General features: G+C 73.6%; 11 protein-coding genes. 9 read left to right on the forward strand and 2 right to left on the reverse strand.

Annotated features, from left to right (window positions below):
• The first annotated feature begins 134 nt into the window (after positions 1-134).
• The 7 genes from ACZ501_RS33430 (at position 135) to ACZ501_RS33460 (ending at position 8,350) form a co-directional block, all read left to right on the forward strand.
• Positions 135-1,325 (forward strand): allantoate amidohydrolase, encoded by a 1,191-nt coding sequence (locus ACZ501_RS33430; RefSeq protein WP_468800322.1) that lies wholly within the window; start codon positions 135-137, stop codon positions 1,323-1,325.
• The gene (locus tag ACZ501_RS33435) at positions 1,316-2,656 is read left to right on the forward strand and encodes a formimidoylglutamate deiminase (RefSeq protein ID WP_468800324.1); all 1,341 of its coding nucleotides are present in this window, start codon (positions 1,316-1,318) and stop codon (positions 2,654-2,656) included. Before ACZ501_RS33430 ends, ACZ501_RS33435 begins: the two co-directional genes overlap by 10 nt.
• Positions 2,657-2,816: 160 nt before the next feature.
• Positions 2,817-3,995 carry an imidazolonepropionase gene (hutI, locus tag ACZ501_RS33440; protein ID WP_468800326.1) on the forward strand — a complete coding sequence of 393 codons (1,179 nt, stop codon included), beginning with the start codon at positions 2,817-2,819 and terminating at the stop codon, positions 3,993-3,995.
• Positions 3,996-4,122: 127 nt separating this feature from the next.
• Positions 4,123-4,827 (forward strand): LPXTG cell wall anchor domain-containing protein, encoded by a 705-nt coding sequence (locus ACZ501_RS33445; RefSeq protein ID WP_361611533.1) that lies wholly within the window; start codon positions 4,123-4,125, stop codon positions 4,825-4,827.
• A 15-nt stretch (positions 4,828-4,842) separates the two neighbouring features.
• Positions 4,843-5,850 (forward strand): COG1470 family protein, encoded by a 1,008-nt coding sequence (locus ACZ501_RS33450; RefSeq protein WP_468800328.1) that lies wholly within the window; start codon positions 4,843-4,845, stop codon positions 5,848-5,850.
• Positions 5,847-6,986, forward strand: a complete 1,140-nt coding sequence (locus ACZ501_RS33455) for a neocarzinostatin apoprotein domain-containing protein (RefSeq protein WP_468800330.1) — start codon at positions 5,847-5,849, stop codon at positions 6,984-6,986. Before ACZ501_RS33450 ends, ACZ501_RS33455 begins: the two co-directional genes overlap by 4 nt.
• The gene (locus ACZ501_RS33460; protein WP_468800332.1) at positions 6,983-8,350 is read left to right on the forward strand and encodes a hypothetical protein; all 1,368 of its coding nucleotides are present in this window, start codon (positions 6,983-6,985) and stop codon (positions 8,348-8,350) included. Before ACZ501_RS33455 ends, ACZ501_RS33460 begins: the two co-directional genes overlap by 4 nt.
• A 76-nt stretch (positions 8,351-8,426) precedes the next feature.
• Here the strand turns inward: ACZ501_RS33460 and ACZ501_RS33465 are convergent, their stop codons facing one another.
• Positions 8,427-9,947 carry a peptide MFS transporter gene (locus ACZ501_RS33465; protein WP_468800334.1) on the reverse strand — a complete coding sequence of 507 codons (1,521 nt, stop codon included), beginning with the start codon at positions 9,945-9,947 and terminating at the stop codon, positions 8,427-8,429.
• 471 nt (positions 9,948-10,418) lie between these two features.
• Here ACZ501_RS33465 and ACZ501_RS33470 point away from each other — a divergent pair, with 471 nt between their 5' ends.
• Both ACZ501_RS33470 and ACZ501_RS33475 read left to right on the forward strand, forming a co-directional pair.
• Positions 10,419-11,096 (forward strand): response regulator transcription factor, encoded by a 678-nt coding sequence (locus ACZ501_RS33470; RefSeq protein WP_361598287.1) that lies wholly within the window; start codon positions 10,419-10,421, stop codon positions 11,094-11,096.
• Between the two features lie 30 nt (positions 11,097-11,126).
• Complete coding sequence (locus tag ACZ501_RS33475; RefSeq protein WP_362459171.1) at positions 11,127-12,392, forward strand: ATP-binding protein; 1,266 nt, start codon at positions 11,127-11,129, stop codon at positions 12,390-12,392.
• Positions 12,393-12,420: 28 nt separating this feature from the next.
• Here the strand turns inward: ACZ501_RS33475 and ACZ501_RS33480 are convergent, their stop codons facing one another.
• Positions 12,421-12,948, reverse strand: a complete 528-nt coding sequence (locus ACZ501_RS33480; RefSeq protein ID WP_361598281.1) for a GtrA family protein — start codon at positions 12,946-12,948, stop codon at positions 12,421-12,423.
• Positions 12,949-12,962 lie beyond the last annotated feature (14 nt).

A 12,962-nucleotide genomic window follows, 5' to 3' on the forward strand; every position in this document is an offset into this window, starting at 1 on the left:
CGGACCCCCGCGCCTCAAACGCCGGCGGGGCCGGGGCACCCGGGGGCGCAGCCCCCGGGGCCCCCTCCGGGGTCCGGGGCGGAGCCCCGGGGAACGGTGGAAGGGCGGGGCGGGGAGAGACCAGCTTCCACAGCATGTGGGCAGAGCTCCAGCCCATCGGCCGCCACGCCGGCTCCGGCGGGTACCGCCGCTACGCCTGGACCGGTGCCGACGCCGACTGCCGGGCCTGGTTCCGCGGGCAGGCCGAGGCGCGCGGGCTCGCGTACGAGGTGGACCGCAACGGCAACCAGTGGGCCTGGCTCGGCGACCCCCTCGCGGGCGACGCCGTGGTCACCGGCTCCCACCTGGACTCCGTCCCCGACGGCGGGGCCTTCGACGGCCCCCTCGGAGTGGTGTCCTCCTTCGCCGCCCTGGACGAGCTCCGCGCCCGCGGCGCCGCCCCCACCCGCCCCCTGGCCATCACCAACTTCGGTGACGAGGAGGGCGCCCGCTTCGGGCTGGCCTGCGTCGGCTCCCGGCTCGCCGCCGGACAGCTGAGCAAGGACAAGGCGTACGAGCTGCGCGACGCCGACGGCGTCAGCCTCCCGCAGGCCATGGAGGCCGCCGGGTACGACCCCGATACCATCGGAGCCGACCCGGAACGCCTCGCCCGTATCGGGGCCTTCGTCGAGCTCCACGTCGAACAGGGCCGCGCCCTCGACCTGTCCGGCGACCGCGTCGGCATCGCCTCCGCCATCTGGCCGCACGGCCGCTGGCGGTTCGACTTCCACGGCGAGGCCAACCACGCGGGCACCACCCGCCTGGTCGACCGCCGCGACCCGATGCTCACGTACGCGCAGACCGTGCTGGCCGCCCGCCAGGAGGCGGCCCTCGCCGGCGCCGTCGCCACCTTCGGCAAGATCTCCGTCGAGCCGAACGGCGTCAACGCCATCCCCTCGCTGGTACGGGGCTGGCTCGACTCCCGCGCCGCCGACCAGGCCACCCTCGACACGGTCGTCACCGCCGTCGAGAAGGCCGCCCGCGAACACGCCGAGCGCGACGGCATCGACCTGAACGTCGTACGGGAGTCCTTCACCCCGGTCGTCGAGTTCGAGCACGCCCTGCGCGACGAGCTCAACCGGCTCCTGGGCGGAGCCGTCCCGGTCCTCGGCACCGGCGCGGGACACGACGCCGGGATCCTCTCCGGATCGGTCCCGACCGCCATGCTGTTCGTACGCAACCCCACCGGCGTCTCCCACTCGCCGCGGGAGTTCGCGGCCGAGGACGACTGCGTGGCCGGAGTCCTCGCCCTCGCCGACGTACTGGAAGGCCTGGCATGCCGTTGAAGACGTACTGGCTGGAGCACGCCTGGCTCGGCAGCGCCGTCGAGCCGGGCGTCGTCCTGGACGTGTCCGGCGACGGGCGGATCGCCGCCCTGCGCACCGGGACGCCCGGCCCGCCCCCCGGGGCGGAGGTGCTGCGCGGCCTGACCCTGCCGGGCCTGGCCAACGCCCACTCCCACGCCTTCCACCGGGCGCTGCGCTCGGCCGTCCAGGTCGGCTCGGGGACCTTCTGGACCTGGCGCGAGGTCATGTACGGGGTCGCGCAGAGACTCACCCCCGAGAGCTACTTCGACCTCGCGCGCGCCGTGTACGCGGAGATGGCCCTGGCCGGCATCACCAACGTCGGCGAGTTCCACTACGTCCACCACGCCCCCGGCGGCACCCCGTACGCCGACCCCAACGCCATGGGCGAGGCCCTCATCGAGGCCGCGGCGGCGGCGGGCATCCGCGTCACCCTCCTCGACACCGCGTACCTGTCCTCGGGCTTCGGCGAAGCGCCGAACGAGCACCAGCGGCGGTTCTCCGACGGCAGCGCCGACGCCTGGGCCGAACGGGTCTCCGCCCTCAAGCCGCGGGAGCACGCGCTGATCGGCGCGGCGGTCCACTCCGTGCGCGCCGTGCCCGCCGACCAGCTCGCCACGGTCGCCCGCTGGGCGCAGGAGCGGCAGGCCCCGCTGCACGTCCACCTGTCCGAGCAGACCGCCGAGAACGACGCCTGCCAGGCCGCGCACGGCTGTACGCCCACGCAGCTGCTCGCCGACCACGGCGTGCTCGGCCCGGGCACCACCGGCGTCCACAACACGCACCTGACGGACGCGGACATCGCCCTGCTCGGCGCCACCGCCACCGGCACCTGCATGTGCCCCACCACCGAACGCGACCTCGCGGACGGCATCGGCCCGGCCGGACGCCTCCAGCGGGCGGGCAGCCCGCTGTCGCTGGGCAGCGACAGCCACGCCGTGATCGACCTGCTGGAGGAGGCGCGGGCGATGGAGCTGAACGAGCGCCTCGCCAGCCGCACCCGGGGCCACTGGACGGCGAACGCCCTGCTGCGGGCCGCCACCGAGGACGGCCACGCCGCGCTCGGCCTGCCGGACGCGGGACGCCTGGAGGCCGGCGCCCTCGCCGACTTCACCACCGTCGCGCTGGACTCCGTACGCACGGCCGGCCCGGCGGCGCGCCTCGGCGCGGAGACGGCCGTCTTCGCCGCCTCGGCCGCCGACGTCCGCCACACGGTGGTCGGCGGCCGCCACGTGGTCCGTGACGGCGCCCACACCCTGGTCCCGGACGTCCCGTCAGCCCTGGCGTCCGCCATCGCCGCCCTCCGCGCCTGACCGAGCCGGAGCCCGCCGCTGCGCGGAGCCTGCCCCCACCCCGCCCCTTCCCGAAACCGGGGGCTCCGCCCCGGACCCCCGCGCCTCAAACGCCGGCGGGGCCGGAATATCGGGAAGGGGCGGGGTGGGGGGACAAACAACTCGACCACCCCGAGGAACCATGACCACCACCGTCATCACCAACATCGGCAGCCTCGTCACCAACGACCCCGCCCTCGGCGACGGCACCCCCCTCGGCCTGATCCAGGACGCCGCCGTCGTCATCGAGAACGACACGATCGCCTGGGTCGGCTCCGCCGACAAGGCCCCGGCCGCCGACACCGCGTTCAACGCGAACGGCCGCGCCGTCATCCCCGGCTTCGTCGACTCCCACAGCCACCTCGTCTTCGCCGGCGACCGCACCGCCGAGTTCAACGCCCGGATGTCCGGCCGCGGCTACACCGCCGGCGGCATCCGCACCACCGTCGCCGCCACCCGCGCCGCCTCCGACGCCGAGCTGGAGGCCAACCTGCTGCGCCACCTCGACGAGGCCCGCCGCCAGGGCACCACCACCTTCGAGACCAAGTCCGGCTACGGCCTCACCGTCGCCGACGAGGCCCGCGCCCTGCGCATCGCCTCGGCGCACACCGAGGAGGTCACCTACCTCGGCGCGCACATCGTCTCCCCCGACTACGCCGACGACCCGGCCGGCTACGTCGCGCTCGTCACCGGCGAGATGCTGGCGGCCTGCGCCCCGTACGCGCGCTGGGTGGACGTCTTCTGCGAGAAGGGCGCCTTCGACGGCGACCAGGCCCGCGCGATCCTCACCGCCGGCGCCGCCGCCGGGCTGGTCCCGCGCGTCCACGCCAACCAGCTGTCCCACGGGCCCGGCGTGCAGCTGGCCGTGGAGCTGGAGGCGGCCTCCGCGGACCACTGCACCCACCTCACCGACGCCGACGTCGACGCCCTCGCCCAGGCCGCCGGCACGACCGTCGCCACCCTGCTGCCCGGCGCCGAGTTCTCCACCCGCGCCCAGTGGCCCGACGCCCGCCGGCTGCTCGACGCCGGCGCCACCGTCGCGCTGTCCACCGACTGCAACCCCGGTTCCTCGTACACGAGTTCCATGCCGTTCTGCATCGCCCTCGCCGTCCGGGACATGGGCATGACCCCCGACGAGGCGCTCTGGTCCGCCACGGCCGGCGGGGCCCGCGCGCTGCGCCGCGACGACCTCGGGCGCCTGGGGCCCGGCGCCCGCGCGGACCTGGCCCTGCTCGAAGCCCCCAGCCACGTCCACCTCGCCTACCGTCCGGGCGTCCCGCTCGTCTCGGCCGTCTGGCAGCGGGGGGTCCGCGCCGCCTGACCGGCGGCCGGGACGCCCACCCGAAGCGCCGGGTGTCCTTTGTCTTCCCTCCGTAAGGTCCCGGGCGTACCTTGTGCCACCGATCTGATGTTCCGTCAGTAACGTGTGGCCCGAGGGGAAGACGAAGGTGTCCGACCGGAAACGTTCCACCGCACTCGCGCTGGCCTGCGCGCTCGCCGGATCCGCGGTCCTGCTCGCCGCCCCCGCGGCCCACGCCGACGTGGTCGACGTCGAGTACCAGTGCAAGACCCCCATCGGGGACAAGTCCGCGGTCTCGCCCATCGACATCAAGGCCGTCAAGGAGGGCGACGGCTACAAGCTGACGATGTCCTTCCAGAAGGGCGTCTCCTCCAGCCCCATCGAGCTGGGCAAGGGCGCCATGAACCCCAGCGCCGTCATCATGGCCGACGGCGCCGAGAAGGCCTCCGTACCGGTCTCCGGGCCGCCCAACCCCGAAGCCGCGCCCGCCAACACCCCCATCAGGATCACCGATCTGTCGGGCACCTACACCCCGAAGAAGAGCGGCAAGGTCACCTTCACCGCGGGCGTCCTCACCATCAAGGCAATGGGTACCACCACCACCTGCACCCCCGGCAACAGCCCCGGGCCGTCCCTGGAGATGGAGGTCACGGCGGCCGGCGGCGGCGCGGGCCCGGGGGACTCCGGAGGCTCCGGGGGTTCGGGGGGCTCGGGGGAGGCGCTCCCGCAGACCGGCCCCGCCGACTCCGCCCTCGCCCTCGGCACCCTCGGCGCCACCGTGCTGCTCTCCGGCGCCGCCGGAGTGCTGTGGCTGACCCGGCGCGGCCGGCAGCCCCAGCGGACCCGGTCCTGAACGGAGCCGCCGCCCGTGCTCCGCACCCCCCTCAAGCGGCTCGGCGCCGCTCTCCTCGCCGCCGCCGGCCTGTACGCCGCCCCGGCCGCGGCGGCCGACGAACCCGCCGGACCGGGCTGGACCGCCGAGCCGGCCACCGGTCGCCCCGGCCCCGCGCGCCCGTACTTCTACCTCGCGGGCCCCGCCGGGACCGTCCTGGAGGACCGGCTCGCGCTGGCCAACCCCGACGACCGGGAGCACACCGTCACCCTGCGCGGGGCCGACGCCCACACCACCCCGGACGGAGCCTTCGCCGTGCGCCCCGCCGCCGGGTCCGGCGGCGCGGGCTCCTGGATCAGCTTCGGCGGCGCCGCCACGGTGAAACTCCCGCCCCGCACCCGCGCGGTGGTCCCGTTCACCGTCACCGTGCCGCCCGCCTCGCCGCCCGGCGACCACCCGGCCGCCGTCGTCGCCACCGAGGCCGGCCGTGAGGCGGGCGTACGGGTCCACCTGCGGGTCGGCGGCCCGGCCCTGGCCGCCCTCACCGTCGAGGAGGTCTCCGTACGCGGCCACGGCACGGCCACCACCGTCGACTACACCCTGGTCAACCGGGGCAACGTCACCCTCACCCCCGAACTCGCCCTGCGCGCCGGGGGCACCTTCGGCGGGCCCCGCACCCTGCCCGCCCGCGCCCTGCCCCTCGAACTGCTGCCCGGCCGGCGGGCCCGGCTGAGCGAGCCGTGGCCCGGCGCGCCCGCCTTCGGCCGGGTCACCGTCACCCTCACCGCCACGGCTCCCGGCGCGGCCCCGGCCACCGCCACCGCCTCGGCGTGGCCGGTGCCCGGCGGGGGAGCGGCCCTGGCCGGCGGCGCCCTGACCGCCCTCGGCGGGACGGCGGTCGCCGCGCTGCTCCTCGTACGGGCCCGGCGCTCCCGGCGCTCCCGGCGCGCGGAGCCGTACGCGCGCCCGCCGGCCCGGACCCCGGACGACGAGCGGGCGCACGAGAAGGACGACCGGCACGAGCTGACGGGAGCGACCAGGTGAGCCGCACGGCCGGCGCGAAGCCCGCACCCCTCCTCGGCGCGGCCCTGACGGCGCTCGCCCTCACTCTGCTCGCGCTGCTGCCGGCGGCCGCCCCCGCGACCGCCGACGAGGGGAAGCCCGCCGCGGCGCTCTCCCTCCAGGAGGCGGCCAAGGGCACCGAGATCACGGTCACCGGCACCGGCTGGCGGGCGAAGACGCTCGTCATGCTGCTGGTCTGCGGCCAGAACATGATCGGCGGCACCAACAGCTGTGCCAACGCCGACGGGGTCGCCGTCGCGGTCGCCGGCGACGGCGGGTTCACCGCGAGGCTGCCGGTCGCGGAACCGCCCAAACCCTGCCCCTGCGTGGTCACCGTGACCTCCGTCAACGGGGACCAGTCCACCGTGGCCCTCCCGCTGAAGATCACCGGCCATCCGGTGGCGGAGCTGCCCGCCGAATCCGGCACCGCCCGGCTCGCGATGCTGAGCGGGGTCCGCCTCAGGGGCGAGGACGGGGTGCTGACCTGGTTCGGCGCCCCGCCCGGCCGCAAGTTCACCGCCACCCTCGGCAACCTCGGCTCGGCCCCGGTCAAGGACCCCGTCTTCCAGCTCGGCACCGCGCACGGGGTCTTCGCCCCGGTGTGGGAGGAGGCCCGCTGGAAGGGCACCATCCCGCCCGGCGGCACGGCGGAGGTCGCGCTGGACGTGGCCCTGGCGGCGGGCGCCCACGGCGACTACACGGTCTCCCTCAAGTACGGGGACACGGTCCTGGCCGCCCAGCCCTGGGGCGTGGACCGCCCGTACGGGGTGCTGCTGTTCTGGGGGCTGCTGCTGGTGGTGGTCCCGACGGCGCTCTTCCGGGCCGGCATGGCCGTCGTCGACCGGGTCCGCCCCCGCGCCGGTGCGGTGTCCGGCCGCCACCGCAGCGCCGGGGCGGCCCCGGCCGACGGCTCGGCGGCCTCCGCGGCGTCGGCGGTGACGGCCCGCCTGCCGCGGGTCCGCGCGGTACGGGCCCCCGACGCCCCGACACAGGTCCTGCCCTGGTTCGCACCGCCGGTTCCGGTTCCGGATCCGGATCCGGAACCGGAACCCGCACCGCGGCCCCCCCAGACATCCGCACCGTCCGATCACAGTCCGACGACGAAGGGACCATCGTGAAGACCCAACGGAGGGCGAGCGCGGCCGTGGTCGCGCTGCTGCTCAGCGGCGCGGGTATCGCCGTGGCGGCTTCCCCCGCCCAGGCGGCCGAAGCCACGTTCAAGGTCAAGTGCGTACCGCCGGCCGGCGGCGGTGATCCGGTGGAGGGCGAGACCACCGCCAGGATCACCGCGCCGGCCACGGCCAAGGTCGGGGACGAGGTCGACGTGTCGTGGGAGACGGTGAAGCCGGCCTCGAACAACACCGACCTGATGGTGATCCCCAAGGACTCGGTCCAGCCCACCGGCTGGCTCACCGTCGGGGGCGGGGGAGGGGAGGCCAAGGTCGTCGGGGAGAAGAAGAACCCGGAGATCCCCAAGAAGGCCCCCATGGTCATGTCCACCATGAAGGGCAAGGTGAAGCTGACCAAGGCCGGGAAGATCACCCTGACCCCCGGCAGGTACGAGGTCGCGGTGACCTTCCCCTTCGGCACCTTCGTCACCAAGTGCGCCCCGGTGGGCGAGGTGAAGGGCGGGGCGACCATCGACGTGTCGGACGGCGGCGGCACGACGGGCGGCGCCACGACCGGCGGCGCGACGACGGGCGGCGCGACCACCGGCGGCGCCACGACCGGCGGCGCGACCACCGGTTCCACGACCGGTTCCACGACCGGCGGCGCGACCACCGGTTCCACGACCGGTTCCACGACCGGTTCCACCACCGGCGGCAGCGGCGGCCAGACCGACTTCCCCGGCAAGGCGGTCGAGGTGGCCTACGACTGCGGCGCGGTGGTCCCCGGCGGCATCAAGACCCCGGTCACCGTCAACGCCAAGAAGAACGCCGGCGGCGGCTACGACCTCACGGTCAAGACCGCCAAGGGAGCCATGGCCGCGCCCATGGCCCTGCCCGCCGGGGCCCTCAAGCCCTCCATGGACATCAAGCTCGGCGGCGCCGACAGCGGCTCGGTCAAGGTCACCGGCCCCGCCAACGCGGAGCCGATCCCCGACAAGGCCCCGGTCAGCCTCAGCGACATGACCGGTACCTACAAGCCCGGCAAGTCGGGCAAGGTGACGCTGAGCCCGGACCAGCTGACGATCGACGTCACGATGGCCCCGGGCTCGACCCCGATCAACGTGCCCTGCAAGGCGGCCAGCAGCGGCGTCTCCCTGGAGCTCGACACCGCCGCCCAGCCGGGCGGCTCGGGCTCCACGTCCGCCGGCTCCGCGGCCTCGGGCACCTCCGGCGCCGCGGGCGGCCTCGCCGAGACCGGCGCCGACGACGAGGGCGGCCTCCAGGCCCTCGCGCTGGTCGCCGGCACCGTGATCCTGCTCGGCGGCGCGGTCTTCGCCTTCACGCCCTGGCGCCGCCTGCGCGGCACCCGCTGACCGGCTCCGCCGGACACGCGAACGGCCCGGCACACCTTCCGGTGTGCCGGGCCGTTCACCGCTCGCGCGGGGTGGGTCAGTTCATGTCGCCCATCAGCGCGTTGACCTTCTGGCGGTACATGTAGATCGCGACACCGGCGAGGACGGCGGCGGCCGCCTGGAAGAGGATGATCCCCACGCCGTTCAGCTGGACCTCGGCCAGACCGAGCAGACCGGTGATGCAGTCACCGGCGGTGACGGCCAGGAACCAGACGCCCATCATCTGGGAGCCGTACTTCTGCGGCGCCATCTTCGTGGTGACCGACAGGCCGACCGGGGAGAGGCACAGCTCGGCGAGCGTGTGCATCAGGAAGATGAGCACCAGCCACCACATGGTGACCTTGGTGTCGTTGCCGGCGGTCTGGCTCAGCGGCAGGGCGAAGACGAAGAACGAGGCGCCGACGATGATCAGGGCCGCCGAGAACTTCACGATGGTGCTGGGCTCGCGGTTGCGGCGGGCCAGGGCCACCCACGCGGCGGCGAAGACCGGGGCCAGGATCACCACGAAGAGCGGGTTCAGCGACTGGAAGATGGTGGTCGGGACTTCCCAGCCGAGCAGGGCGCGCTCGGAGTTCTTGTCACCGAAGAGCGAAAGGGTCGAACCGCCCTGGTCGTAGATCATCCAGAAGACGGCGGCGGCCACGAAGAACCAGATGTAGGCGCTCATCCGGGTCTGCTCGACGACGGACAGGTCCTTGTCCCGCTTGATGCGGACGAGGACGGCGACCGGAATGATCAGACCGGCGACGGTGATCGGGTACAGCGCCCACTTGATGGTGAACATGTCCGCCGCGACCACGGCGCCGTAGAAGACGGCGACGACGGCCAGGACGGCGAGGGCCTTGACGATCACGGCCTTGCGCTCGGCCGCGGACAGCGGGTTGGGGACCAGGCTGCTCTGCGGGCTCAGGGTGCGGCCGGCGAGCAGGTAGATCACGAGGCCGATGCCCATGCCGACGGCGGCGAGCGCGAAGCCGAGGTGCCAGTTCACGAGCTCGCCGACCATGCCGATGCCGACCGGGGCGAGAAGGGCACCGACGTTGATGCCGATGTAGAAGATCGTGAAACCGCTGTCACGGCGCGGGTCGTCCACACTCTTGTAGAGGTGGCCGACCATCGTGGAGATGTTGGCCTTCAGCAGACCGGAGCCGACCGCGACCAGCAGCAGACCGACGAAGAACGCGATCTGACCGGGCAGGGCGAGCGACAGGTGGCCCGCCATGATCACGCCGCCGGCGATCGCGACCGTCTTGCGGGCGCCCCAGACGCGGTCGCCGAACCAGCCGCCGGGCATCGCCATGAGGTAGACCATCGCGACGTACACGGAGTAGATCGCCGTGGCCGTCGCCGCGGTGAAGCCGAGGCCGCCGCCCTGGCTGCCGGTCGCGGCGTCGACACCGCCGGAGACCAAGTACAGAACGAGAAGCGCACGCATGCCGTAGTAGGAGAAACGCTCCCACATCTCGGTCATGAACAGCGTGGCCAGGCCAACGGGGTGGCCGAGGACGGTTTTCTCGTGAGCTGCGCTCGGCGAGTCCTTCGTCAGGCTGGAAGCCATGGTCGATCCTTGCTTGCTCGGGACGCTCGGCTTCGTGAGCTCTACAGCGCCCGGTGGGGGGCGGCCGGCACCGGCCACGGACGTCCCACCCCACGCCCAGGGGTCATTTCCCCGGTATGCCGGGGGGTGAAGGGGCAGCCGTGACCGGGATCCACGCCCTGCGCGCCTCCTCGCGCGCCGGGCCCGGCCCATAGGTCATTCACTGTCATCTGGGCCGGATGAACCGACCAGAGCAGAATTTGAGGTCTTCGGCGCGGATTTCGGCACAAAGATCCCCTGGGTAGTGCATCAGGCGTCTCGCCACCATACGACAGGACACCGCCGCATATGGAAGCCCTTGAGAGATGGATCACAGGTCGAACGGGAACCGATCTGTCATGTTCGAAGGCCGGTAGTAGTTCATAACCCCAGTTCGAGAGGGGTCTGCGGGCAAGGGCCTGCTTTCAGCCGCCGCGGACTACCATCACCCACATGACGCGTGTACTGCTCGCCGAGGACGACGCATCCATCTCGGAACCCCTCGCCCGCGCCCTGCGCCGGGAGGGTTACGAGGTCGAGGTCCGGGAGGACGGCCCCACCGCCCTGGACGCCGGACTGCAGGGCGGCGTCGACCTCGTCGTCCTGGATCTCGGCCTGCCCGGCATGGACGGCCTGGAGGTGGCCCGGCGCCTGCGCGCCGAGGGCCACGGCTTCCCGATCCTGGTACTCACCGCCCGGGCCGACGAGGTCGACACCGTGGTCGGCCTCGACGCGGGCGCCGACGACTACGTGACGAAGCCCTTCCGCCTCGCCGAGCTGCTGGCCCGCGTACGGGCCCTGCTGCGGCGCGGCGCCACCGAGGCGGGCCAGGCCCCCGCCACCCACGGCGTGCGCATCGACGTCGAATCGCACCGCGCGTGGATGGGGGAGGAGGAGCTCCAGCTCACCGCCAAGGAGTTCGACCTGCTGCGCGTCCTGGTCCGCGACGCCGGCCGGGTCGTCACCCGCGACCAGCTGATGCGCGAGGTCTGGGACACCACCTGGTGGTCCTCCACCAAGACCCTCGACATGCACATCTCCTGGCTGCGCAAGAAGCTGGGCGACGACGCGGCCAACCCCCGCTACATCGCCACCGTCCGCGGCGTCGGCTTCCGCTTCGAGAAGAGCTGACCCCCGCGCGACTGAGGCATCCTCTAAGGCATGCGCCGCCGCCTCATCAACTCCACGCTCGCCGTGGTGCTCGTCGTGATCGCCGTGTTCGGGGTCTCCCTCGTCATCGTGGAGACCCGGACCATCACCAGCAGCGCCCAGGACCGGATCGGCTCCGAGGCGCTGCGGCTGCTCGGCACCGTCGAGGCGGACGCCCTGGAGCACAAGCCCGTCGACGCGGGCGCGCTCGCCGAGCAGCTCGACCTCGGCACGTACGCCCGCGTCACCCTCCCCGGCCGGCCGGCCGTCGAGGTCGGCGACCGGATCGACGACAGCGTCCTGCGCGGCACCGCACGCGGGGAGCAGGGCATGTTCGTGGTCGTCGAGGCGTCCCGGGCCACCGTCACCAAGGAGGTCGGGCGCACCCTGGCGGTGGTCGGCGCGGTGGCGCTGCTGGCCGTCGTGGCGGCCGTCCTGCTCGCCGTACGCCAGGCCAACCGGCTGGCGTCCCCGCTCACCGACCTCGCCGAGACCGCCGAGCGGCTGGGGTCGGGCGACCCGCGGCCCCGGCACAAGCGGTACGGGGTCCCCGAGCTGGACCGGGTCGCCGACGTACTGGACTCCAGCGCGGAGCGGATCGCCCGCATGCTGACCGCCGAGCGGCGGCTGGCCGCCGACGCCTCGCACCAGCTGCGCACCCCCCTCACCGCCCTGTCGATGCGGCTGGAGGAGATCACGGTCACCGAGGACCTGGAGACCGTGCGCGAGGAGGCGAGCATCGCCCTCACCCAGGTGGAGCGGCTCACGGACGTGGTCCAGCGGCTGCTGACGAACTCGCGGGACCCGCGGACCGGCTCGGCGGTCCCCTTCGACCTGGACGAGGTCGTCAAACAGCAGGTGGAGGAGTGGCGGCCGGCCTACCGCAGCGCCGGACGGGCCATCGTCCGCTCCGGGAAGACCGGCATGCGGGCCGTCGGCACGCCGGGGGCGGTCTCGCAGGTCCTGGCGACCCTCGTGGAGAACGCGCTGATGCACGGCGGCGGCACGGTCGCCCTGCGCACCCGCGTCACCGGGAACCAGGCCGTGCTGGAGGTCACCGACGAGGGCCCCGGTGTCCCGCCCGATCTCGGCAACCGGATCTTCGAGCGGACCATCAGCGGCCGCAACTCCACCGGGATCGGCCTGGCCGTGGCCCGGGACCTCGCGGAAGCCGACGGCGGCCGCCTGGAGCTCCTCCAGGGCCAGCCGCCGGTGTTCGCACTGTTCCTCAGCCGTACCGCCCCCGAGCCGGCGGAGCCGGAGCGGACGGTCCGATAACCCGCAGGCCGCTTGACCCGCAGGCCGCTCAGTTGCCCGCGGGCTCCGGGGTGCGGGGGGTGACGGGCAGGTCGTGCCCGTCACGCTGCTCGACCACCAGCGAGGGCGCCGCCGGCGTGGGCAGCGCCTTGAAGACCCAGCTCCGGTACGACCAGAACCGGAAGACGGTGGCCACCGCCATGCCGAGGAACTTGAAGACGTTGTTCTGCAGCGAGCTGTCCAGGCCGAAGCCGTACGTGGCCACGTAGAGCACACCGCTCTCGATGACCATGCCGATCAGGCTGAACAGCACGAAGAGGATCATCTCGCGGCGGCGGCTGCCGAGGTCGCGGTCCCGGTAGGTGAAGTAGCGGAAGCCCACGTAGTTCGTGACGATGGCCACCACGATGGCTATGACGTTCGCACGCACCGTCTGCAGGTCGGTCGTGCTCCGCAGCAGGTTGAAGACGCCGAAGTTGACGAGGACGCCCGCCCCGCCGACCGCTCCGAACTTGACGACCTCCCGGGCCAGACCGCGGAGGCGCTCGGACAGCGGCATTGCGTTCGGCGTGCTCATGTGATGGCTCAGTC

The organism is Streptomyces sp. NPDC034085 (assembly GCF_055575555.1).

Excerpts from the sequence above, each read along its gene's own strand:
- ACZ501_RS33430 (WP_468800322.1), top strand. The coding sequence starts at position 135 with ATGTGGGCAGAGCTCCAGCCCATCGGCCGCCACGCCGGCTCCGGCGGG.
- hutI (WP_468800326.1), top strand. The coding sequence starts at position 2,817 with ATGACCACCACCGTCATCACCAACATCGGCAGCCTCGTCACCAACGAC.
- ACZ501_RS33475 (WP_362459171.1), top strand. The coding sequence starts at position 11,127 with ATGCGCCGCCGCCTCATCAACTCCACGCTCGCCGTGGTGCTCGTCGTG.
- ACZ501_RS33465 (WP_468800334.1), bottom strand. The coding sequence starts at position 9,947 with ATGGCTTCCAGCCTGACGAAGGACTCGCCGAGCGCAGCTCACGAGAAA.
- ACZ501_RS33435 (WP_468800324.1), top strand. The coding sequence starts at position 1,316 with ATGCCGTTGAAGACGTACTGGCTGGAGCACGCCTGGCTCGGCAGCGCC.
- ACZ501_RS33480 (WP_361598281.1), bottom strand. The coding sequence starts at position 12,948 with ATGAGCACGCCGAACGCAATGCCGCTGTCCGAGCGCCTCCGCGGTCTG.
- ACZ501_RS33470 (WP_361598287.1), top strand. The coding sequence starts at position 10,419 with ATGACGCGTGTACTGCTCGCCGAGGACGACGCATCCATCTCGGAACCC.